The sequence below is a fragment of the Bacillus pinisoli genome (assembly GCF_023036475.1).
Taxonomy (GTDB): Bacteria; Bacillota; Bacilli; order Bacillales; family SA4; genus Bacillus_BS; species Bacillus_BS pinisoli.
This window is the reverse complement of record NZ_JAJQKI010000019.1, coordinates 29,158-50,133: the sequence shown is the minus strand read 5'-3', so window position 1 is coordinate 50,133 and position 20,976 is coordinate 29,158. Positions and strand designations below refer to the sequence as shown.

General features: G+C 37.5%; 24 protein-coding genes. 6 read left to right on the top strand and 18 right to left on the bottom strand.

The annotated features are described in order from the left end of the window. Window positions 1–97: 97 nt before the first annotated feature. The 3 genes from LT143_RS18750 to LT143_RS18740 all read right to left on the bottom strand — a co-directional run bounded on the left by LT143_RS18750 (window position 98) and on the right by LT143_RS18740 (window position 2,230). Complete coding sequence (locus tag LT143_RS18750; RefSeq protein WP_246945776.1) at window positions 98–1,111, bottom strand: S66 family peptidase; 1,014 nt, start codon at window positions 1,109–1,111, stop codon at window positions 98–100. Window positions 1,112–1,262: 151 nt separating this feature from the next. After that, window positions 1,263–1,469, bottom strand: a complete 207-nt coding sequence (locus tag LT143_RS18745) for a hypothetical protein (protein ID WP_246945774.1) — start codon at window positions 1,467–1,469, stop codon at window positions 1,263–1,265. A gap of 29 nt (window positions 1,470–1,498) precedes the next feature. Further along, window positions 1,499–2,230, bottom strand: coding sequence for a peptidylprolyl isomerase (locus LT143_RS18740; protein ID WP_246945771.1), 732 nt, complete (start codon window positions 2,228–2,230; stop codon window positions 1,499–1,501). Between the two features lie 103 nt (window positions 2,231–2,333). Here LT143_RS18740 and kapB point away from each other — a divergent pair, with 103 nt between their 5' ends. Together kapB and LT143_RS18730 are read left to right on the top strand one after the other, a co-directional pair. Beyond that, on the top strand, window positions 2,334–2,714 hold the full coding sequence (kapB, locus tag LT143_RS18735; protein ID WP_246945769.1) for a kinase-associated lipoprotein KapB: 381 nt from the start codon (window positions 2,334–2,336) through the stop codon (window positions 2,712–2,714). A gap of 143 nt (window positions 2,715–2,857) precedes the next feature. Further along, window positions 2,858–4,069, top strand: coding sequence for an MFS transporter (locus LT143_RS18730; RefSeq protein ID WP_418909857.1), 1,212 nt, complete (start codon window positions 2,858–2,860; stop codon window positions 4,067–4,069). 106 nt (window positions 4,070–4,175) lie between these two features. Here LT143_RS18730 and LT143_RS18725 read toward each other — a convergent pair whose 3' ends face one another. After that, window positions 4,176–4,562, bottom strand: a complete 387-nt coding sequence (locus LT143_RS18725; RefSeq protein WP_246945767.1) for a hotdog fold thioesterase — start codon at window positions 4,560–4,562, stop codon at window positions 4,176–4,178. Window positions 4,563–4,710: 148 nt separating this feature from the next. On the opposite strand from LT143_RS18725, the gene LT143_RS18720 reads away from it, so the two are divergent. After that, on the top strand, window positions 4,711–4,884 hold the full coding sequence (locus tag LT143_RS18720) for an asparagine synthase (protein WP_246945766.1): 174 nt from the start codon (window positions 4,711–4,713) through the stop codon (window positions 4,882–4,884). 355 nt (window positions 4,885–5,239) lie between these two features. Here LT143_RS18720 and LT143_RS18715 read toward each other — a convergent pair whose 3' ends face one another. The 3 genes from LT143_RS18715 to LT143_RS18705 form a co-directional block, all read right to left on the bottom strand. Further along, window positions 5,240–6,973, bottom strand: a complete 1,734-nt coding sequence (locus LT143_RS18715) for an aromatic amino acid hydroxylase (protein WP_246945763.1) — start codon at window positions 6,971–6,973, stop codon at window positions 5,240–5,242. A gap of 436 nt (window positions 6,974–7,409) precedes the next feature. Continuing rightward, a complete protein-coding gene (locus LT143_RS18710; RefSeq protein ID WP_246945760.1) occupies window positions 7,410–7,718 on the bottom strand; it encodes a 4a-hydroxytetrahydrobiopterin dehydratase in 309 nt (102 codons plus the stop codon). 137 nt (window positions 7,719–7,855) lie between these two features. Beyond that, window positions 7,856–8,818 (bottom strand): alpha/beta hydrolase, encoded by a 963-nt coding sequence (locus LT143_RS18705; RefSeq protein WP_246945757.1) that lies wholly within the window; start codon window positions 8,816–8,818, stop codon window positions 7,856–7,858. Window positions 8,819–9,042: 224 nt separating this feature from the next. On the opposite strand from LT143_RS18705, the gene LT143_RS18700 reads away from it, so the two are divergent. Next, complete coding sequence (locus LT143_RS18700; RefSeq protein ID WP_246945754.1) at window positions 9,043–9,228, top strand: hypothetical protein; 186 nt, start codon at window positions 9,043–9,045, stop codon at window positions 9,226–9,228. A 265-nt stretch (window positions 9,229–9,493) separates the two neighbouring features. On the opposite strand, the gene LT143_RS18695 is transcribed toward LT143_RS18700, so the two are convergent. The 5 genes from LT143_RS18695 to LT143_RS18675 all read right to left on the bottom strand — a co-directional run bounded on the left by LT143_RS18695 (window position 9,494) and on the right by LT143_RS18675 (window position 14,014). Continuing rightward, window positions 9,494–10,093 (bottom strand): sulfite oxidase-like oxidoreductase, encoded by a 600-nt coding sequence (locus LT143_RS18695; protein ID WP_246945750.1) that lies wholly within the window; start codon window positions 10,091–10,093, stop codon window positions 9,494–9,496. 71 nt (window positions 10,094–10,164) lie between these two features. Next, a complete protein-coding gene (gene bioB / locus LT143_RS18690) occupies window positions 10,165–11,160 on the bottom strand; it encodes a biotin synthase BioB (RefSeq protein ID WP_246945746.1) in 996 nt (331 codons plus the stop codon). A 15-nt stretch (window positions 11,161–11,175) separates the two neighbouring features. Further along, complete coding sequence (locus tag LT143_RS18685; RefSeq protein ID WP_246945743.1) at window positions 11,176–11,784, bottom strand: biotin transporter BioY; 609 nt, start codon at window positions 11,782–11,784, stop codon at window positions 11,176–11,178. Between the two features lie 284 nt (window positions 11,785–12,068). Continuing rightward, on the bottom strand, window positions 12,069–13,571 hold the full coding sequence (locus LT143_RS18680; RefSeq protein WP_246945740.1) for a leucyl aminopeptidase: 1,503 nt from the start codon (window positions 13,569–13,571) through the stop codon (window positions 12,069–12,071). A gap of 65 nt (window positions 13,572–13,636) precedes the next feature. Continuing rightward, window positions 13,637–14,014 carry a DUF309 domain-containing protein gene (locus tag LT143_RS18675; protein WP_246945737.1) on the bottom strand — a complete coding sequence of 126 codons (378 nt, stop codon included), beginning with the start codon at window positions 14,012–14,014 and terminating at the stop codon, window positions 13,637–13,639. A gap of 97 nt (window positions 14,015–14,111) precedes the next feature. Here LT143_RS18675 and LT143_RS18670 point away from each other — a divergent pair, with 97 nt between their 5' ends. Beyond that, window positions 14,112–14,588 carry a divergent PAP2 family protein gene (locus tag LT143_RS18670; protein ID WP_246945734.1) on the top strand — a complete coding sequence of 159 codons (477 nt, stop codon included), beginning with the start codon at window positions 14,112–14,114 and terminating at the stop codon, window positions 14,586–14,588. A 9-nt stretch (window positions 14,589–14,597) separates the two neighbouring features. Continuing rightward, window positions 14,598–15,431: a cobalamin-binding protein gene (locus LT143_RS18665; RefSeq protein WP_246945731.1), complete on the top strand. Its 834-nt coding sequence runs from the start codon at window positions 14,598–14,600 to the stop codon at window positions 15,429–15,431. A gap of 9 nt (window positions 15,432–15,440) precedes the next feature. Here the strand turns inward: LT143_RS18665 and LT143_RS18660 are convergent, their stop codons facing one another. From LT143_RS18660 to LT143_RS18635, 6 genes are all read right to left on the bottom strand, one after another. Next, window positions 15,441–16,166 carry a 3D domain-containing protein gene (locus LT143_RS18660; RefSeq protein WP_246945729.1) on the bottom strand — a complete coding sequence of 242 codons (726 nt, stop codon included), beginning with the start codon at window positions 16,164–16,166 and terminating at the stop codon, window positions 15,441–15,443. A gap of 187 nt (window positions 16,167–16,353) precedes the next feature. Next, the gene (locus LT143_RS18655) at window positions 16,354–16,677 is read right to left on the bottom strand and encodes a YuiB family protein (protein WP_246945727.1); all 324 of its coding nucleotides are present in this window, start codon (window positions 16,675–16,677) and stop codon (window positions 16,354–16,356) included. Window positions 16,678–16,783: 106 nt separating this feature from the next. Beyond that, on the bottom strand, window positions 16,784–16,915 hold the full coding sequence (locus tag LT143_RS18650; protein WP_246945726.1) for a YuiA family protein: 132 nt from the start codon (window positions 16,913–16,915) through the stop codon (window positions 16,784–16,786). 175 nt (window positions 16,916–17,090) lie between these two features. Then, a complete protein-coding gene (locus tag LT143_RS18645; RefSeq protein ID WP_246945724.1) occupies window positions 17,091–17,579 on the bottom strand; it encodes an NUDIX domain-containing protein in 489 nt (162 codons plus the stop codon). Window positions 17,580–17,864: 285 nt separating this feature from the next. Next, a complete protein-coding gene (locus LT143_RS18640; RefSeq protein ID WP_246945722.1) occupies window positions 17,865–19,094 on the bottom strand; it encodes an NAD(P)/FAD-dependent oxidoreductase in 1,230 nt (409 codons plus the stop codon). A gap of 1,521 nt (window positions 19,095–20,615) precedes the next feature. Then, a complete protein-coding gene (locus LT143_RS18635) occupies window positions 20,616–20,966 on the bottom strand; it encodes a HesB/IscA family protein (RefSeq protein WP_246945719.1) in 351 nt (116 codons plus the stop codon). Window positions 20,967–20,976 lie beyond the last annotated feature (10 nt).

Here is a 20,976-nt window from a genome sequence, read left to right as displayed (position 1 = left end):
TTTAGATTTGATCCTAAACACGCAACAAAAAGACTTAGAGTATGTCTCTAAGTCTGCTTTACCTCTTAGCTTTAGCTAAAGCTCTTTATTCACATGCTTATATAAAGGTTTGTAGAACCGTCCCATGTCCATCTTCTACTTCAATTTTAGCATATGCCCCATTGATCAATGTGACCTGTGGAGGAACATGACCGCAATCAATATCATAAAGAATAGGGATTTGAAGTTCTTCAGAAAGCTCTTTATATACATCTTCCACGGTATAATCTTGAACAGGTTTATTAGCTGGGCTTCTACCGAACATAATAGCTTCACAACCTTTAAACCAACCAGCTAATTTCATTTGTACCAGGGACCTACGTAAGTCAGTAATAGAAAGCTCACAATTTTCAAGGAACCAGATGATAGGATCACCCTTAATATAGCTCTCTCTAAACCTCTGAACATCCCCAAATGGTGTACCTACTAAGTGTCTAATTACATCAATGCATCCACCAAGCAATCTTCCTTCTATTTTTACTTTTTTGGTATCTATGGACTTCCAATAAGTTTGTTCTGTTAAATGAAATATGTGAGGAGTAGGTTGGTCATGCTTCCATTTCTTTTGATATTTCTCTGACGATTGCTGAATAACCGATTCATTTATCCTTGTTTTCAATACAGTCTGCCACATGCCGGTCGTATCATCTGAATATTCTCCTCTTAAATCAACCAAGTTGGTTCCATGGGCAGTTGCTAAACCTGTCTTCAAAGTAATAGCTAACAATAATAAACTTGTATCCGAGTAACCTAATATCCACTTATTCTGTATCTGGTCAAAGTCGAGATGTTCAAGGATTTCAATCAGAAGTTCTCCACCCCATGGAGGTATAATGAGGTCAATCTTCTCATTTTGCATCATCTGCATCAACTCTTCAGCGCGCTTTTTAGCAGGGGCGGACTTTGCCTGAACCTGAGTCCAAGGGGTTTCGCCACATACAATGTGAAAACCCTTCTTTTCCAAGCTTGTTAGTGTCGTATTTAATAATTCATGTAATTCATTTGGTACCCCAGAAGATGGAGCAGTAACGCCAATTGTTATATCCTCTCTCAGTACTGGATAACGAATCAAGGTTTTTATCCCCCTTTAATAGTTTTAAATAACGGATAACTATTTTTTGATATATGTATCTTACCATTAATATCCACTTTAGTCGGTAAGAGCTTTCCAATCAAAAACAAAAAAACACACGATCTCATCTAGAAATCGTGTGTCATAACTTTTATTTCTCTCTCTGATTTTCTTCATTCCATTTCTTCATACGTTCTTCTGCTTCTTTTTGTTTGTTTAACTCTTTTCGTGACACTTTAATGATTAATCTAAAAACAAAAACGGCCATAATCATAAAAATAAGAAAAGAAAACGCTGCTGGAATGTACTCTGTTTTATCCTGAGGAAAATATAAAAATAGTCCTGCAACTAAGTTCATGTTCAACACTCCTATGGTGTTAATGAATGTTATTCTTTCACATTTATTGATTCAATTGTAACGGTTTCTAAAGGTTTACTGGACTGAGCATCTACTTCAACGGCAGCAATAGCATCTACCACATCTAAGCCTTCTATTACCTGTCCAAATACTGTGTGACGGTTATCCAACCATGGTGTTCCGCCATTTTCTTCATAAGCCTTTGATAGATCTTCTGGGAATTTCGCATCCTTCATTTGTGCTAAAAGTTCTGCTTCAATACCTGTCTTTTGTACAATGAAGAATTGGCTACCATTTGAATTGGGGCCTGAGTTTGCCATGGATAAAGCTCCTCTGAGATGCATCACTTTATCTGAGAATTCATCTTCAAACGACTCACCATAAATACTTTCCCCGCCTGTACCTGTTCCTAACGGGTCCCCACCTTGAATCATAAACTCATTCATAACTCGGTGGAACGTAAGACCATCATAATAACCGTTTTTGCTATGCGTCATAAAGTTTTCTACAGCCTTTGGGGCAATATCAGGGTATAACTCTATTGTAATTGTACCCATAGAGGTAACCATTTCAACTGTCGGACATCCATTATCTGACTCAAGTTGACGTAAAGCCTTATCTTGTACATTCGTACATTCAGCAGCAAACGTACTTCCTTGCTCAGATGTTTGCTGTTCTTCTGAAGTTCCTTGCTGTTCCTCCGCGGTTCCGCAAGCAGCTAAAAGGATTAAACTCAAAAATAAAACCGTAAATTTTTTCATTCTGTCATCACCCTCCATTTACTCATATCATCATTTTAATCTAACCTTGTCCAATATGGTAGTATTAACAGTATAGACTCTTTGTAGAAGTGAGGAGAAAATCATGACAGAAGAATTACAAATGGGCGATATTGTAAGAGCCCCTTATAAAACAGGTGTTTATATTGGAGAGATTACTAATATTAGACCCGAGCATTACCTCGTAAAAGTGATGGCTGTCGTAAAGCATCCGACACAAGGCGATTTACATAGCCATAAACAAGTAAATGTACCTTTATTTCATGAAAGACGTGCACTAGCAGAGCGTGAGCAAACAAATATTCCTAAGGCTATGGTTAAAAAGTTTGAAGGAGAGATTCCTTCTTATAAAGATTCACTTAGAGAAGCACTAGACCGACTTCGATCAGATTTAGTAGAGGATGGCAGTGAGTGGGCATTACTCTCTATAGAAAAGCTCAACCAGCTTGAAAAAGAATACTTCTAATGATGAAATTTGAAATATCAAATCTTAGCTTTTTAATGAAAACCTCCTCATTGGAGGTTTTTCTTATGTATTATCCCTTGAAAAAAGTGAGATTTTTCTATAATATTTAGGGAGACGAAATATTTAGACAGAAGGTGAATATCATCCAACTTGTTAAAAAGAACCTTGTCATCATGTGGATTGCAAACTTTTTTGTAGCTGCAAGTGCCACCATGGTTCTCCCTTTTTTATCACTCTATATTGAGACATTCGGTACGTTTACCGATGATTATGTGCAAAAATGGTCTGGATTTGTTTTTAGTATTACCTTTTTAAGTGCCCTCTTCTTTTCTCCAATATGGGGTAGAGTCAGCGACAAACATGGCTATAAAAGAATTCTAATGATTACAGGATTTGGAATTTCAGTCAGTGTGTTCTTTATGGGATTTGTCAATTCGGTAGAGCAACTCTTCTTACTGCGACTCATTATGGGGATCGTGACAGGCTTTATCCCTACATCTATTGCGTTCATCTCTTCACAGGCTTCTAAAGAATCAGCAGGAAAAACGCTTGCAACCCTTCAAACGGGTACGGTTTCAGGTTCTTTACTTGGTCCTTTATTAGGAGGACTAATCGTGGACTTGGTCGGCTTTCAGTACACTTTTATACTAACATCCTTCTTTATCTTCGCCGCAGCTGTTTTAGTAACGTTTGGCGTAAAAGAGATAAAAAAAGACGAAGCTAGCACGAAGAAAGTATACTCCCGAAAAGAAGTATTTTTTCAAGTGTTACAGTCACCCCTTTTATTCATGACTATGATTGTGTCGTTAATCATTCAAGTAGCTAACTTTAGCATTCAGCCCGTACTAGCACTATACGTCAATGATCTAAGTAATGGCGCAAACATTGCCTTATTAGCTGGATTAGCTTTCTCCATTACAGGACTTGGAAACTTAGTGGCAACAAGAAAATGGGGGCAGCTTGGGGATCGAATTGGATATGAAAAAGTACTCTTACTATTACTGTTAATGGCAGCTATATTCTTCATCCCTCAGTCCTTTGTTACTCAACTATGGCAACTAATCATCCTTCGCTTTTTCTTTGGAATTGCTCTTGGTGGAATGATTCCTTGCATGACTGCTTATGTACGGGAACTGGCTCCATCTTCTGTACAAGGTGAGGTGCTGGGCTATAACGTTAGTTTTCGTTTTTTAGGAAATGTCATTGGTCCTTCACTCGGAGGTATACTATCGGGAGTTTTCGGTATTGCCAGTGTGTTTATCATGAGTGGATCATTGTTTCTTGTAGCTGCCCTCGTTCTCTGGTTGATGTTAAGACGAGAAACGACAGCTGAACAACAGTCTTTTTCAGCATAAAAACCTGTTACTTCGGCTAAACATTAGCTGAAATAACAGGTTTTTCTTTTCATTTTTGGCTCTTTGCTAACAATTTACTTGAAAAGCAAATTATTAGAGAAGAACCTTACTTTTTTAGCTTTATAACAGCTACTGTACATCGAGAAACACATATGAGCTTCTCTTCTTCATCGACTATTTTAATGTCCCACACCATGGTAGATCGTCCTCGATGGAGGATTGTGCCATGTGCGGTTACGACTCCCTCACTTTTAGATTTAATGTGGTTTGCATTAATCTCTAATCCAACGCATCCTTCTGTTGCATGATCAACTAGATGATAGGAACCAACACTCGCTACTGTTTCTGCTAACGCTACAGAGGCTCCTCCGTGAAGGACTCCAAATGGTTGATGTGTTCTTTCATCTACTGGCATTGTTGCTATTACATGTCCTTCTTCTAGCAAAGTAATGGTAATTCCTAAAGAATCAAGCAGTGTTTTACGCTCAAGCATACCGACAACCCCTTTATTTTCATGTACTTGTTGATTTCTACACTTACCGGTATTATCCTTCCTTACGAAATTAAAATATTCCCAACTATAACCCATTTGTAGATGGACATCATAATAAAGAATTCCAACAACCAAGGAGGTCTTTCGAATGGATATTCGTGAAGGATTCATACCAACTGTGTTAGGGACGGCTGTGACTGCAACAGGTTATGCCTTAAAACAAACACATAAAGTAAGTCCAATGGTGTCCAATACCATCTTTGGTTTTGGCCTTGCGCATGTTGTGCTTGGTGCCATTGACCTCGTTGAACACCGTCGTTAGGAATTCAAGATATGAAAAAAGCAAGCCACTCCAAGCTTGCTTTTTTCTATACATCCTTTTTTATCGTTTAATACTGATATTCATATTTTAGCAGCGAGTAAACTACGGTATCATGAAAAGTTACACCATCAAAATAAGTTTGTCTTAATTGTCCATCCTCTTGAAGCCGTATTTCAAGAGGAGTTTTTCTGAACCTTTATTACCTGCAAATAGATCTCTAACAATCCAATTTAAGCCTATCGTACCGAAGCCAAAATGAAGGAGATGTTTTAAAATCTCACTCAAAGCGCAACTTTCTAGATGTAAAGCAGAGACTTTGTACTACAACTCAACAATCTTCATGGAAACTCCTAATCTAATGATGGATAATTTTTAATCCACGCTCAACAAGCACGTTAATCTCCTCATCAGATGATTGTAAAATCTCTAGTTCTTTTCCTATCAGAGGTCGGAGACTAGCAAGAATGTTATGTTGAGTTAATAGTTCTAGAACCTCTACTCTAAGAAGCCAATCATTAGGGAAATGCAGAGAAAGATCTGCTATCACTTCTTCGAGTCTCTGTTCGGCTTTATTCACATCTAATTCATTTTCACGAATATCTCTTACCGTTCCATAGAGCTTTTCTAAGTGAGTTAATTCTTCCTGAACTAGTGGCTTCTGCTCTACCTCTTCTAAATCAGCATAAAATTCCTCAGAATCTGCTGCTCCTGCGTATACCGATACTATGGATGCACCAACCGCCATATCATATTCCTCAAATTGTTGTTCAAGGTTTTGTCCAATCACTCGCACTTTTTTAAAGCTAATTAAAAGGATCTTGCCCTTTTCTTGAACAATATTTGATACTTCTCCCGTAATCGTTATACCACCTTCAAATTCAAGCGTGGTCACCGAGTTCAACACTACACCATGTTCTGCTAGCTCTTTATCTGACCAATCTTCAAGTGGCGTATGTTTACCTTTAATTTTCCCAACAGGTGAACTATATCCTTCAGTATGAGTGTCTTTACCATGACCTCGTAATTGCACGTCTTCGAAAGCAAGCGCTGTAGGTCCTGCAAACCCTATATAAGTTACTTCGCCATTTTGATCCTTTACAAGATTAGCTAGCGTTCCCGTAACTTGAAGACCTGAGCTGTACACAATTGTCGCTGTATGATTGGACTTTAGAGCTTTTTCCAAACTCTCCGTGCCACCTACTGAATAGGCCATCGTACTTGCTAATTCGTTTACAGCGTCAATGAGTTCCTCAAAATCTCTACACACAAATAACTGAGGCTGTGGTTTAGTAATGTCGAACCCAGTATGAATGACTTCATGAAGATCAAATGGAATCTTTTTGACCGCCGCTGTTAAACTATTTCTTCCTTCAGAAACAGATGACAATAATCCAGCACCATAAATCTTCGGCTCATCTACTGTGCCAACTAGCCCGTACTCTACTGTCCACCAATATAATCTTGAGATTTTCTCTGCTTCCGATAATCCTTTAATTTCTTTTTGTTTTTGTTCAAAGTTTTCTTTTGACTTCTCAATTTCCTCTGCCGTACCCGTTCCACTTTCTAGTAGATTTGAATACGTACGGATCGCCTCAAATAATTCATGTTCTTCTTTCGTTGCAAGCGCTTTCGAACCAATAGAACCAAAAAGTTTTACATACTCAGAAAATTTTTCATCTAGCAAAATGGGAGCATGACCCGCTGCTTCGTGAATAATATCTGGTGCTGGAGTATATTGAATATTTTCAAGCTTTCTTATGTCAGACGCAATTGGTAAAAAGCCATAAGCTTGGAAGTCAAAGAAAATGACGCCTGGGATAAAACCATCTATGTTTACTGCTCCCCAGTTGAACGGAGATAATGATTCATTCATTTCATCTACATTAGGAATACTCTCTATTTTTATTCCAGAAGCTTTTAGACCATCCACATAAGCTTCATGAGCTGTATCTTTTAAGAAGTGATGATTTTGTCTCATGACATAGCGCCATACAGCATGATCAATCGGCGTGTATTTTTCATATTGTTGATCTACCACAAATTTTTGTAAATGCTTTGGGACTTTTCTATCTTGAACCTTTGTTTCCATCCTAATTCCCCCCTATAAATAGTAAAAGGCTCTTTTCGTATAGATTGTTGCTTGCGTAAAAATCCCTAAATCCGGATTTTTACTCGGTAGTACAGTACTTATTCGAAAATTAGTTTGAAGAGCAACAAAGTTTTAGAAAAGAGCCTAGTAAAAAAAGAGCCACTCCTCCCTATAAACAGGGACGAAGAGACTCTCCGCGGTACCACCCTACTTGATAGATTGTTCTATCCTCTCCATGACTAATGCCTTGTTACAATCTGTAATGGTATTTCACCTTTCTTGGTACCTGGATTTTCACCAACGCTCCAGTCTCTATGTGCTGTATCCAAGAATGCTACTATATTACTAGGCTATTATTATCTTAAAATATTACTTTATTACAACTATGCTTTTAAGCGTTAAAGTATTGATGTAAAAAAATATATTATACTATTATCTATTTGTCAATATCTTTTCTACTTGCAGCGTAAACGCGATCAAAATCATGGGCTAGTTTAAAATCAAGTTCTGTTAAACCTCTTGCTTGCCATGAAGACATTTTTAGTGTGATTAACTTATAATCAATAGATATAAATGGATGATGATTCATTTCTTCTGAAAGATTTGCGACCCTATTTACAAAGTCAATTCCGTTTAGGTATTCTTTAAAACGATATTTCTTTTCTAACCAAATTTCATCTACTACATTCCACTTTTCTAGCTTTGTTAAGTTGTCTTCTATCTGTTTGAGTGTTAGTTTTTCCATTGTAGCACTCCCCTTAATGTTTTTTATGTAATGACTTATAAGATTATAACCCTTCTAAAGAAAAATCTCCTAATAATATAAATGAATCGTTTCTTATCTCTTTAAAGTAGAAAAAGAAGGCCTATTGTTAGACCTTCTTATATACCGTTAAAAACAATTTTATCCGACTGAAGATATTTGTTTAAGAACTCAATAATTCTCTCTTCATATTTTTCTTTTTGATGCTTGTAGTTCCGAATATGTCCACCCTTTTTCGTGATCCAGATTTCAGCATTAGGAGAATTATCATAAATCATCTCACTTTGCTTGTAGGAGATGGCTCCATCCTTCGTACTGTGAATGAGCATCAACCCTTTATCTTCATATAACCTAGCAGCCACATAAGGTTTTACTCCTGATAAATTCAGATCAATGAAGACATTTTCTGCAATGTTAACCATATAGTCTCCAACTAGACTTGGCAAACCAGTCCAATAAGAAAAGCTCTGTCTTGAATACGTTTCTAGATCTGCAAAGGGGCTGTCAGCAATAACCGCTCGAATATCGTCTGATTCACTACCTACAATAATGGAAGTTGATGCCCCCATGGACCAACCAAGCAACCCAATTTCATGGATGTCCTTTTCTTCTTTTACATAGTGAATGGCTGATAGCAAATCAGATTTTTCCTTTAATCCAATCGTTGTTAACTTCCCACCAGATTCTCCGCTATTTCGGAAATCATACATAAATACATGGAAACCTTCTGTTGAAAGTCGTTTTGCAAGTTTTAATGTTTCAATAGGCATTCGTTCTCGATTATCCCCGTAACTATGTGAAAAGATCACAGCTTTTTGTGTCGTAAAATCCTTCCTTGAGCTCGGAATCCACCATCCTTTTAGCTCAACTCCATCATGTACATTAGAAAAGGTTACGTCCTCATATTCCATTTCATAAGCCGTAGGTAGGTTCATGATGGCTAGTTTAATAGGGCTCATAATCTTATACCCGACATAGACGGACGCACCAGTTATGACAATGATAATAAATAAGAGCAATAAGACAGAATTGATGATTAGTGTTTTAACGTGTTTAGGTTTTATTACAAGTAGTACTCTCATTTTCATCACCGCTTGTGTAATAGTACTTCTATGATAAGTTATTTTAACATGTATGTGTGTGTACAATATAAGGAAATTTTGATTATTTTATTATACTTACGATTTCGGGCTAGCGTTCTCAGTTTCTGATAAAAATCGTTCCTTTTTACTATGTAAAGAGGCTTGTCCAGCTCACTCTCTCTTCCCTTCCATTACATATATTGAAAGGGAAAGGAGGTATGGCCATGAATATGATCCTATTATTCTTAGCAACTATTTTAGCTGGCTTCGCTTTAATTGTTTTACCTTTAGCCGGAACCCCACTCGCTGCATTTTCATCAATTATTGTATTCATTGGAATTGTTGTCGTACTAGTATTTGCATTCGTCATTATTTTTAAAGGCTTTAAGGCGTTGTTCCATAAGTATTAAAAAGCAACAATGTTTTAGAAAAAAGCCATTGAAAAGGTGGACTGGTTGTCAGTCCTCCTTTTCTGTTATGCTTTGCTTAAGTTACAATCTTCTTTTCAGCATCAAATAGGAGCGGCAAATGACTAGCGACTTTTCTCCTTGATGTTGAGAATCAATGTTGCAAAACTGTTTTCACGCATAAACGTATAGATTTCCTGCTCATCTTACATTTCAAAGTGTTTGGGAATATACACCTTTTCCACTCCCTGCTATTCTCTCTAGTTTCTTAATCCCAAGTAAACCTTTGTTCCTTCCACGGATCTCCGTACATATGATAACCATTCTTCTCCCAAAATCCTGGCTGGTCTTCCTTTACTAATTCAATTGCTCTTACCCATTTAGCACTCTTCCAGAAATATAGGTGAGGAATCACCACTCGTAACGGATAACCATGCTCAGGAGTTAAAGGTTCTCCATTATGAGAGTGGGCGAGTAGGCTTGTATCTTTTGCAAAATCTTCTAAGGGAATATTGGTCGTCCAACCTTCCTCCGCATGCAGTAACACATATTTAGCTTCTGGTCTGACACCAACTTGGTCCAAAATTGTCTTTACCGAAATCCCTTGCCACTCGTTATCCAATTTAGACCAACCTGTTACACAATGAATATCGCTAGTAGCAGTTAAAGAATCAATTTCTAATAACTCATTAAACGTATATGTAGCAGGTTTGTCCACAAGACCAAAGACTTTAAGACTCCAATCAGATAAATCTTTTTTGTAGTAAGGAACATTACCGTGATGAAGAACCGGAAAGGTCGTGGTTACATTCTGGTTTGGTGGGATACGAGTTGAATCCTGCTGCGTTTTTGGTTTACCGAAATACATGAATGCACCTCCAATTTTTTACATCATAAGTAGTAGAAAAGAGGTACCAAATCGGTACCTCTTTTTAGTCATTATACTTTTACAGACTCATCAGAACAAACATAATCAATTTCAAATCCTAAATCCTCTAACATGTTGAAGTCTTCGTTACCTGCTTGACCTGCCGTTGTTAGGTAATCTCCTAAAAAGATTGAATTTGCTGGATATAGTCCTAATGGCTGAAGGCTTCTTAAGTTTACTTCACGTCCACCTGATATTCTAATTTCTTTTGAAGGATTGATGTAACGGAATAAAGACAATACTTTCAGGCAATATCTTGGATTTAATTCATTAGTGCCTTCAAGCGGTGTACCAGGGATTGCGTGTAAGAAGTTGACTGGGATGGAATCAGCATCTAGTGCTTTGAGACTTCTCGCCATTTGGATGACGTCCTCATAGGATTCCCTCATACCTACAATAACTCCAGAGCATGGTGAAATACCTGCTTCTTTGATGGTGTTCACTGTATTCACACGATCTTGATATGTATGTGAAGTTGTAATGAAGTCGTGGTGATTTTCTGATGTATTCACATTATGGTTATATCGATCAACGCCAGCTTCTTTTAATCTTACAGCCTGTTCAGGTTTTACAATCCCTAGACAGGCACATATTTTCAATGGATATTTTTCTTTAATTTCTTTAACGGCTGATATAACGGTTTCTACATCACGAGTAGTAGGTCCTCGACCACTTGCGACAATACAATAAGTTCCTACATGTAAGCGATGTGCCTCTTCAGCTCCCGCTAATAAGGTATCCTTATCAACCATTTTATATGTGTTGACAGGTGCATTCGAAATAGAGGATTGTGAGCAATAGCCACAGTTTTCTGGACATGCACCAGATTTTGAATTAATGATCATATTAAGCTTTACTTTATTCCCGTAGTAGTGCTTTCTTATTTGGTAGGCACCATCCAACAATGCTAACAGCTCATCATCTGGACAAGTTAAGATGCTCATTGCTTCTTGATCTGATAGTTCTGACCCACTTAATACAGCTTTCGCTAACTCTCTCCACTTCATCGCCATACCCCTCTCTTATCCAGCAAGTTTAGTATGATTGCTTAAGCCCGTCTTCTCTTTAAAAAGAACTCGACGTAAACGAAGTGCTAATCCTGCTGCACATAGAGAAAGGATGATATCTTTTGGTAGTGGAAGCATCATCCATAACCAAGCCATTGAATATGTAAATCCTTCTGGTGCTGCCGCATAAAACTTGTATGCTACATACATAAGATTTGTTCCAACAAAATAGTTAACGACCATTCCTGCTACTCCAGCTACAAAGAAAAATGGAACTGTTGTTTTTGTCTCAATAATTTTACCAGTTACATAAGCTGCTAGTATAAAAGATAGAATAAAGCCAAATGTCGGGCTTACAATTGTGGCTAATCCACCACCGAATTTTGCAAATACCGGAGCACCCGCTAGCCCAAGTAGTGCATAAACCGTCATCGCTAAAGCACCTAATCTACTTCCAAGTACAGCACCCGCTAGCACGCAGAAAAAGGTTTGTAGAGTAATTGGTACTCCACCAATTTGCATAAACGGTAACCAGGATGTAATGTTAGCTCCAATTGCCATTAAAGCAACGAATATACTAACATACGTCAAATCAACTGTTCTTAACTTTCTACTCTTGTTCATTTCTACCACTCCTTTGGAAGCTTTTATAAAAATATGGTAGATGAAAACATAAGTTTCTGTCAACTTATTTATTATTCTGGTTAACATATGGACGTTATGTATACGAGATAGTAACATTAATGGCGCTTTTCATGATATATCGGACAACATTTATGTTTTATTGGCGTTTTCCCTATTATGTTGGCGATTAGTTATGTATATCAACTAACTTCTCTCTTATATTGGCGAATGAATAAATTCTCTCATTAAAAAAGGACTGGAATCATATCCAGTCCCTGTCCTATTTATGCTTCTTCCCCAAATCGCTCCACCAGTACTGCTAATGTTCTCGCCATAACCCCTGTAGCACCTGCTGGTCCTAGGTCGTATGCAGAAGAAGTCGTTGCCGTTCCAGCGATATCTAGATGAACCCACGGTGTTTGATCTACAAATTCACCGATAAAGGCACCAGCAAAAATCGCATGCCCATCACGACCAGGTGAGTTATTCATATCTGCCACATCACTTTTTCTTACTCTTTCTTTTACATAATCAGTAATTGGAAGCCTCCAAATCATTTCGCCTACTTCGTTAGATGCTTCTAACACTTTTTCAAATAAAGCTTCGTCATTTGTCATAGCTCCGGTAATCTTATTACCTAGTGCTATAATGACTCCACCCGTTAAAGTGGCAACATCCACTAAATAATTAGCCCCATGATGCTTGGCGTATGTGACCGCATCTGCTAATGCTAAACGGCCCTCTGCATCTGTATTTAAGATTTCAATTGTCTTTCCGCTCATAGAAGTGATGACATCATCTGGCTTAAACGCCTCACCACTAATCATGTTATCGGTGGCAGGAATAACGGCAACCACGTTTTGCTCTGGCTTTAAGGTTCCGATAATCTCCATCGCGCCGAGTACAGCAGCAGCTCCGCCCATATCAGACTTCATGCCCACTAAGCCATCCTTTGGCTTGATTGAGTAACCACCAGAATCATACGTAATTCCTTTTCCTACAAGGCCGATGACATCTGTCCATTCATCTTTTCCTTGGTACTTCAGAACAATCATTTTAGGTGGTTCTACTGAGCCTTTATTTACTGCTAGTAAAGCACCCATCCCTAACTTCTCCATCTCTTCTTTTTCAAGCACTTCGTATTCGAGCTCGAGTCTTCCTGCTAGCTCTACAGCGTAATTAGCCATGTCTGTAGCCGTTAACATATTACTTGGAGTGTTCACTAATGTTCTAGCACTATTAGTACCCGTTCCATACGCAAATCCAACTGTTAACCCGGCTTCTACTTCCTCTGCTTCGGTTGAAGCAAACACATTAACAGTAGAAAGAAGCTTTTCAGGCTCATTTGATTTTTGCTTATAGTCAGCGAATTTATAGGTAGCAAGCGGCGCTGCTTCGCCTAAGGCATGAGCCACATCTAGTGAATCAACCTTTTCTGTGACAAAACTATCTAACACAATATCTATTGTTGTATACTTTGCCTTATTGGCTGCTTTACACAGTTTTCCAAATACACTTCTTGCAGTCTCAAAGCTATAATCGCCTTCTTTACCAAGCCCTACAAATACTATTCTTTTTGTGTCTAATTTTCCTAATGTATGTACGTTCGAGATAGTTCCCTTTTTAGCAGATACATCCCCTTCTTTGATCAGGTCTGCTAAAACTTCCCCTAATGCGGCATTTACTTCACCTAATAATCCTTCAAAAGCTGTTGTCTTTTCAAACATCCCGACCACTAATGTGTCACGTGAATCAGAAAGACGAAAATCATTTTTTACTGTAAACATTTCCAAAGCACCTCCAATAACGTTCTAATTCTATTATAAAGAAACAACAAAAATATTTCGAGTATCTAATTATCTTCTAGATATAGATAAAGAGAAGGTAATGGTGGTAATGTATTCACCATTTCAAACGGGAGCCGATCTATATTTTGTGGTATAATAATTAAACATTGTTCAATAAAGGTATTTACTTTTTCTAAATCCACTCCCCAAAACAATGGACGATATTTTTGGATGTAGCGATGTCCTGCTTGCATCATCAATCTAGCACCTTTTACATTGCCATATTCATAGTGATAAATAGCAACCGTCATTTGAAGAAGCCCTTTAAGAAATAAATTATCCTTGTCTGTCATCCAGATATCTTCTAGTAAATCGTGACAAGTATAATAATCACCCTCATTAAATTTTATAAAAAAATCATAGTATTCCATTGGGTAATCCATCTATCATTCCCCCATTATTTAATGGTACTACTATCTTATCAATTTATACAAAAACTATCATAGAAATGACTTACACGATGGAAGGATGATCTTAAAAATGAGTTTATTATCGAATTTCCCTCTATGGGCCGCTCTAGCTGCAATTGGTTTTGCGCAGTTTGTAAAAGTCCCAATTCAATATATCGCCTCTAGAAAACTTGATTGGTCGTTACTTACTAGTACTGGTGGAATGCCCAGCTCTCATTCAGCTGCTGTGACTGCTTTAACAACAGCCATTGGGATTGAACAAGGAATGGATTCCCCTATATTTGCGGTATCCACTGTCTTTGCCATTATCGTGATGTTCGATGCAACAGGGGTAAGACGTCACGCTGGTGAACAGGCGACTGTATTAAATAAATTAGTAACTGATTTTCAGAAGTTCGTGGATGAAGTAACTCACTGGCAGGAAAAAGAAGAGCAAGAGAAGAGAAAAGAGCTGAAAGAGTTACTTGGTCATCAACCAATAGAGGTCTTCTTTGGAGGTCTAACGGGTATACTTCTTACTTTTTTACTTTATTACTTAATCGCCTAGGGGGATGAAATGAGACTAATTTCGATATGTCCTAGTAATACGGAACTGCTTGCTTATTTAGGACTAGAACAATCGCTCGTCGGTATTGATGATTATTCTGATTGGCCTTCACATATTCAAACATTGCCGAGATTAGGTCCTGATTTATCCATTAATATAGATAAAGTAGAAGAGCTAAAGCCTGATTTAGTGCTAGCTTCTCTAAGTGTTCCAGGGATGGAAAAGAATATTGAAGAGTTGAAAAAAAGAAACATACCTCATATCGTGCTAAATCCACAATCCTTAGACGATATTGCAGAGGATTTACTTCTTGTTGGGAAAAGGACCGGTACTGCAGAAATAGCTGAAAAGATTGTTAAGCACTACCGGCACTTTATTTCTAACTACCAGGCGTATACAGACCGTGTAAATACAATTTCCTCACTCTACTGGGAGTGGTGGCCCAAACCAATATTTAGTCCTGGAGGAGTCAACTGGTTAACGGAAATCAGTTCCTTAGCAGGTGCACAAAATGTCTTTTCTCACGTTAAGGTGGCTAGTCACCAAACTAATTGGGAAGAAATTGTCTCATTAGATCCAGATCACATCTGTCTCGTATGGGTTGGCGTCGAACAGAAAAAGATGAATCCAGCATTAGTGAGAAAACGCCCTGGTGCCGAGAAGATGCAGGCCATGATCAATAACCAAATTCATATATTAGATGAGCCTCTGTATTGTCGTCCATCACCAAGATTATTACTCGGTCTTAAGAAGCTAGCATCACTCCTTCACCCTTCGGTGTTTCCTGCTGATGATGGGGTTGACCCTCTTCTTAGCCATTTAGAAAAAAAGCGCTCTTCATGAGCGCTTTTTCTAACTCTTCGTATCTTTTAAGTATTGTTGACGGAACACTTGCATCGTTTCATCTTCATTTAACAGAGATAAATCCTGCTCCGTGAGTTTTCCGTTACCTTTTCTCACAATATAAACTTCAACCTTCTTTTTACCCCAATGCTTATAAACATCATCAACTGTTTCATAGTATAAATCGACCTTATTTCCTTTAATTGCTCCACCCTTGTCCGCTACGACACCATAGCCGTAACCTGGAATAAATAGAATGGTCCCAATCGGAAATACGTTTAGGTCTGCTGCAACCGTCGAATATAAATCACGTTTGACCTTCACACCTGAATAGGTAATCCCATATTGAGGATGATTGGGAGACTTACCTGTAGATTCTACTCCTGCAGTATAACCAGTTGCTGTTACAACGGTTGATGGATACTGTGACCAATCAATCGCATCTTCTAAGGTGAGTGAATTCGATACAGCATGACTAGACGAAATAGATGTAGTGACTGCTTCAGCCTTTTTTAATGTTTTAAATCCTAAATTTGTTTCTCGCTCTTTCGTATCCTTCACATTCCCGTGATGAGCCCCGTAGAAGGCCGAATAAAACGGATGATCGTATATATCCCATTCTTCTGTTACCTCTGCGGCCTGCACACCGGATATTGAAGTATACGTCGCAAAAAGCGCTAATAAAAATAAGAGTGTCATTAAAGTCCTTTTAATTAAAGTTGTGTACTTATTCATATTTATATATTCCTCTCCTCTCACGAATCTATTCATTTCCAATAGTTCCTGTTATTATTCATAGAATCGTAAATATAAGGGAATTTTCAGTTATTAGAAAAATGTGGTAAATAAATCAAATGACATCTCTATTAAGATGCAAAAAAGCTCCACGTTGTATACACAACGTGGAGCTTTTAATCAATTTTTAAAACATTTGATACCCTTTTGATCGTAATGTTTTAATAACAAATCCCGAACAGATGGCACCAAAGAAACCAAATAGTAATATAATAATATCAAAAGCAGATAGTGAAATCATTTTATTTCCTAACAATGTAAATGAACTTTTAGGATTCGTGATGTATTCTATGAAACGGACATTATCAACAATGAGAACAAATATAATGGGGTAAATAATTGCCATAATCCAAGTTTGTCTTAAAAGCATATTTAGTAAGAAACCAATACCAAAAAACAAAACAAAAAATAGTAATACTGATACCAGTAATATAGGTATACTCATATTCATTGTCCTTCACCTCCAGCACACCAATAGACAGACTAATATTGATAAGTGTACTGAATTGTGAAAAGTTGGTCAACCAGATCACGCAATGTTCACGGTATTGTCGGATTTACTGCTGATTTTTTCCTGTACCTGAACAACAAGAGCATGTTTCAGATCCACCTAAAACTAGCTGAAAATAGCCCTTACCAGAACAATATGGACATTCTTGTTTTTGTTTTTCATAAGTTGTGTTCTCCATACATCTCGCCCCCGAAATAGTAATTGTAATTTTCTGATAATATACCATTACTACGAGAGGTTATAAAATTTGATTTTTCTGAAATTTAGTAGAAGAAAGCGATTACATCTACTTTAATCTTCTTTTTATGTTGTTTTTCATTTAATTTCACAGCTTTTTATTTTCTATCTATGACTTAGTAAAATAGCTTATAGGAAGTATAGCCGAACTGATCTCCTGGATTAATGGTCTCATTCATGGATGTCAGTTGGTTCTCTTGCATCTCCATATAATATCGCAAGAGAACAGATGTTTGATCATCCACCTTTAACTGCTCTGGACTCTTAAAAACTGCCTCATACAGCTCTTCTTCCTGTGTAATAATTTCTTGCTCCCCCACCATCTTTAAAGAGAAAATAATCATATTATCACTAATTTCATTCTTTATGACACCTGATCGTATCCCTAGAACCCCTTGTACTTTACACATGATACCTGTTTCTTCTTTTACTTCTCTAATGACAGCCTCATCAATTGTCTCGTTTTCCTGCACGAAACCAGCCGGAATTGACCATTTCCCTTTTAGTCCACCATATTTCTTCTTAACAACGAGCCAATCTCCCGTCTCATTCACAACTAACCCAGCCACCGCCAGCCAAACATTTCCCCGCTTTTTACTTGTCATACCTCTCACCTCAATCGAAATAAATGCTTTTTTTTTATATAGTTATGTAAGATCTTCACCATAAAAGTAATTGAATTTGCAGCAAGTTCTTAATTATCAGCGTTTCACGGAATTTATCTAACACCCCTATGTTGTTATCAACGAAAATGTTAAATTTATCGACGATAATTGTATTATATCAACGAAATCATCTACTTTATCAACATTTCACCTTTTTCCTAGATAGCTGGAATTTTTTCCACAAAAAAAGACAAGGATTCAACATCCTCGCCTTTTACTCTTTGATCAAATGAAGTTAAACTTACCTTTTTTAAGCACTAGCATTGGTCCACCAATTAAGAATAGAGCACGGTTATCAATAACCTTCTTCATTGCGGCAGCTTTCCAACCTACTAACTTTTTGCCAAATACAGTTCCGATCGCGTCGTCATGACCTAGTGAACATACTGTTCCCTTTAGGTCTGGCGTGAATTCTTCAAGATTTCCTTGATCACGAATTAAAACTGTTAAGTTATGTGCACATGTTACCCCTTGCTGCATCGCAATTTGCGCTGTAGGAGGGTATGGTCTGTTAATTTCTTCGTTAATAATTAAAGATGAGTCGCCCACGATAAACACGTTGTCATGACCAGGAGCACGTAAATAAGGATCAACCTTTACACGTCCACGCATCGCTTCGAATCCTGATTCTTCAACGATTGCATTTCCACGTACACCCGCTGCCCAGATAACAGTAGCCGCTTTAATCTCTTCTACTTGATCATCTTTTGCTACGATAATACCTTCTGGTGTACATTCCTTGATTGCCGTTCCAATATGGAATTCAATCCCTTTTCTTTCAAGGTAGTTTCTTGCATAAGCAACAAGTTCTTCATCGAATCCTGGTAAAATCATTGGCGCTGCTTCTACACAAAGTACTCTTACTTTTTCACGGTCAACATCAAATTCTTGGCAAAGCTCTGGAATTCGGTTTGCTAACTCACCAACAAGCTCAATTCCTGTAAATCCTGCTCCACCAACAACAATCGTTAGAAGCTCATCCTTCTTTTCTTTACTGTTTGAGTACTTAGCAAATTGATATTCAATATGCTCTTTAATTTGGCGAGCAGCGTTAATATTTGCAATTGAAAAGGCATGCTCTTTAAGACCTTTAATGCCGAATGTCTCTGACTCATACCCAAGCCCAACTACTAAGTAGTCATATGTAAGTTCTCCATTTTTAAGAGTAACTTTTTGTTCTTCAGGTGCAATTGTAACAACTGTATCTTGAACGAAGTTGATTTTATTGCGGTCAATAATATCTACAATTTGAATACGGGAACGGTCGTGGTGAAGAGTACCTGCCGCATTCTCATGTAACCATGTTGTTTGGTAATGATAGTCATTATTGTTAACTAACGTAACCTCAGCTTCGTTAACCCCTAATTTTTTTTGTAGGTTAACAGCTGTCATTATTCCTCCATAGCCTGCGCCTAATATTACTACCTTTGGCTTTTTCAAACTGATCACATCCATTTAGTAAGTTATAGTTTTGTTTCTTTGTGATACTTTTCACGAAGTATTGCAAAAAATAAGAAAATTGTGCGAAAAATGTCATAAAATATTGTTATAATATCTACCCTCATATTATTCTTTTTCTACTTAATTTTCAACCCTTAATACCGCTCACATTCAGTAAAGATGGTGATTTTACATACCTACTTTTTTAGATTATGCAGAAAATTATTATTTATAAGGTTGTTTTCGTATATTTGAAGAAGAAATATACCCTTTCTACAAATTTAAAGAGGTTGGGACATAACTAATTGTGACTGCCTCAAACACGAATATTTAATTGTTCATATATATTTGTTTTTGGATACTTTTGTTACTTATTAATCTGCTTACCTTGAAAAACAAATGCGTTCCATTGCGCTGCAGACCCTCGCTTTCCGCGGGGAGAAAGTCGAGCCTCCTCATTGAAAAGCGGAAGTGCCCTGGTTAACTCCGACAAGCAAATGTTCCTGCATTAAGAAAAGGGTGGTCTTTCCCTTTGCTTAATGTAGGGTTATTTGACTCTTCGGAGTTGGGCACTGAAGCTAGACATCGGCTTCGCCTGCGGGGTCTCGACCCTTTCTCTTTTTCCCGCAGGACTTTGAATTTTCTTCTCTGAATGGGCCCACGCACGAAGGAAATGCGGATGCATTTTCGAGGAGTCGAGTGTCTTCCGCTTCATTTCACTAATTTATTAAATATAGTTTGCATTAACAAAAAAAAGACCCTAACTATAATGTGAAAAATCCACTAAATAGTTTGGGTTTTTAATTAACTGGAATACTTATGTCCCAACCTCTTCTTCCTATTATACTTAGGTTGTTTTCGTATAGATTGTTGCTTTCGTAAAAATCCCAAAAGCCGGATTTTTACTTGTTAGTATAAAGTCTCTGCTTTACATCTAGAGAGTTGCTCTTTTCTAACCTTTAAAGTCAGTTTAATCGTATTAAATATGGCGAAATTACTGAATTATAAGATTGAAAAGCAGCACGGTTTTAGAAAAGAGCCTATACTTAACGCTTTTTAGCTTCTTGTTCAATACGCTCTGTACGTTGATCCTCTTTTGATGCATAGTGGAAGTTCGTTAGCTTTCCTGTATCAGGTGGTTGTGTACTATTGTCCTTTTTAGCCATGGTCTCCCTCCTCCTATTATCGACTATTTTTATTCTGCTCAAAATTTAAGGAGGTAGTTTGGTAATTAGAGACAGCATTACTTGAGGACTTTATTTCCCCGTATAGTCAGTTAACTATCCGTTCATCTAATACTTCTGTTTTATCCAACCAATTAAAATATCATCTGGATAGAGTAGTTCAATTACTTTCTTATCAAGTTCAGAGTACTCTCGATTTTGTGACTGACCTTCATCTTCATGAAAAAATACTGTTTTTGTTTATAGGTAAATCGTTCCCAAACCCTAGGGCTTTTGTTAGTTCTTCAATGACAATAACAAACTAAAAGAGGATAGAAAAAACGACCCTGTTTTAAGGTCGTTCTCAATTGTATTAGCAATCTTCTGGCGATCCAGCATTCGTTGCCGTTCTAAACGATGATCCACAGCCACATCCTGCAATTGCATTAGGGTTATCGATGGTAAATCCGCCACCCATCATGGATTGCTTGAAATCAATTATTACTCCATTTAGGATGGGAGCACTTTCTTTATCAATTAAGACTTTAATGCCATGTTGCTCAAGTTCTGTATCATCATCTTGCTTTTCTTCTTCAAAGCCAATTCCGTAAGAGAGACCGCTGCATCCTCCCCCTTTGACACCGACACGCAAGAACATTTCTTTTCCTTCTTCTTTCATCATATCTTTAATTTGAAAGCCAGCTGCTTCAGTAATGGTGATCATTAAAAGAACC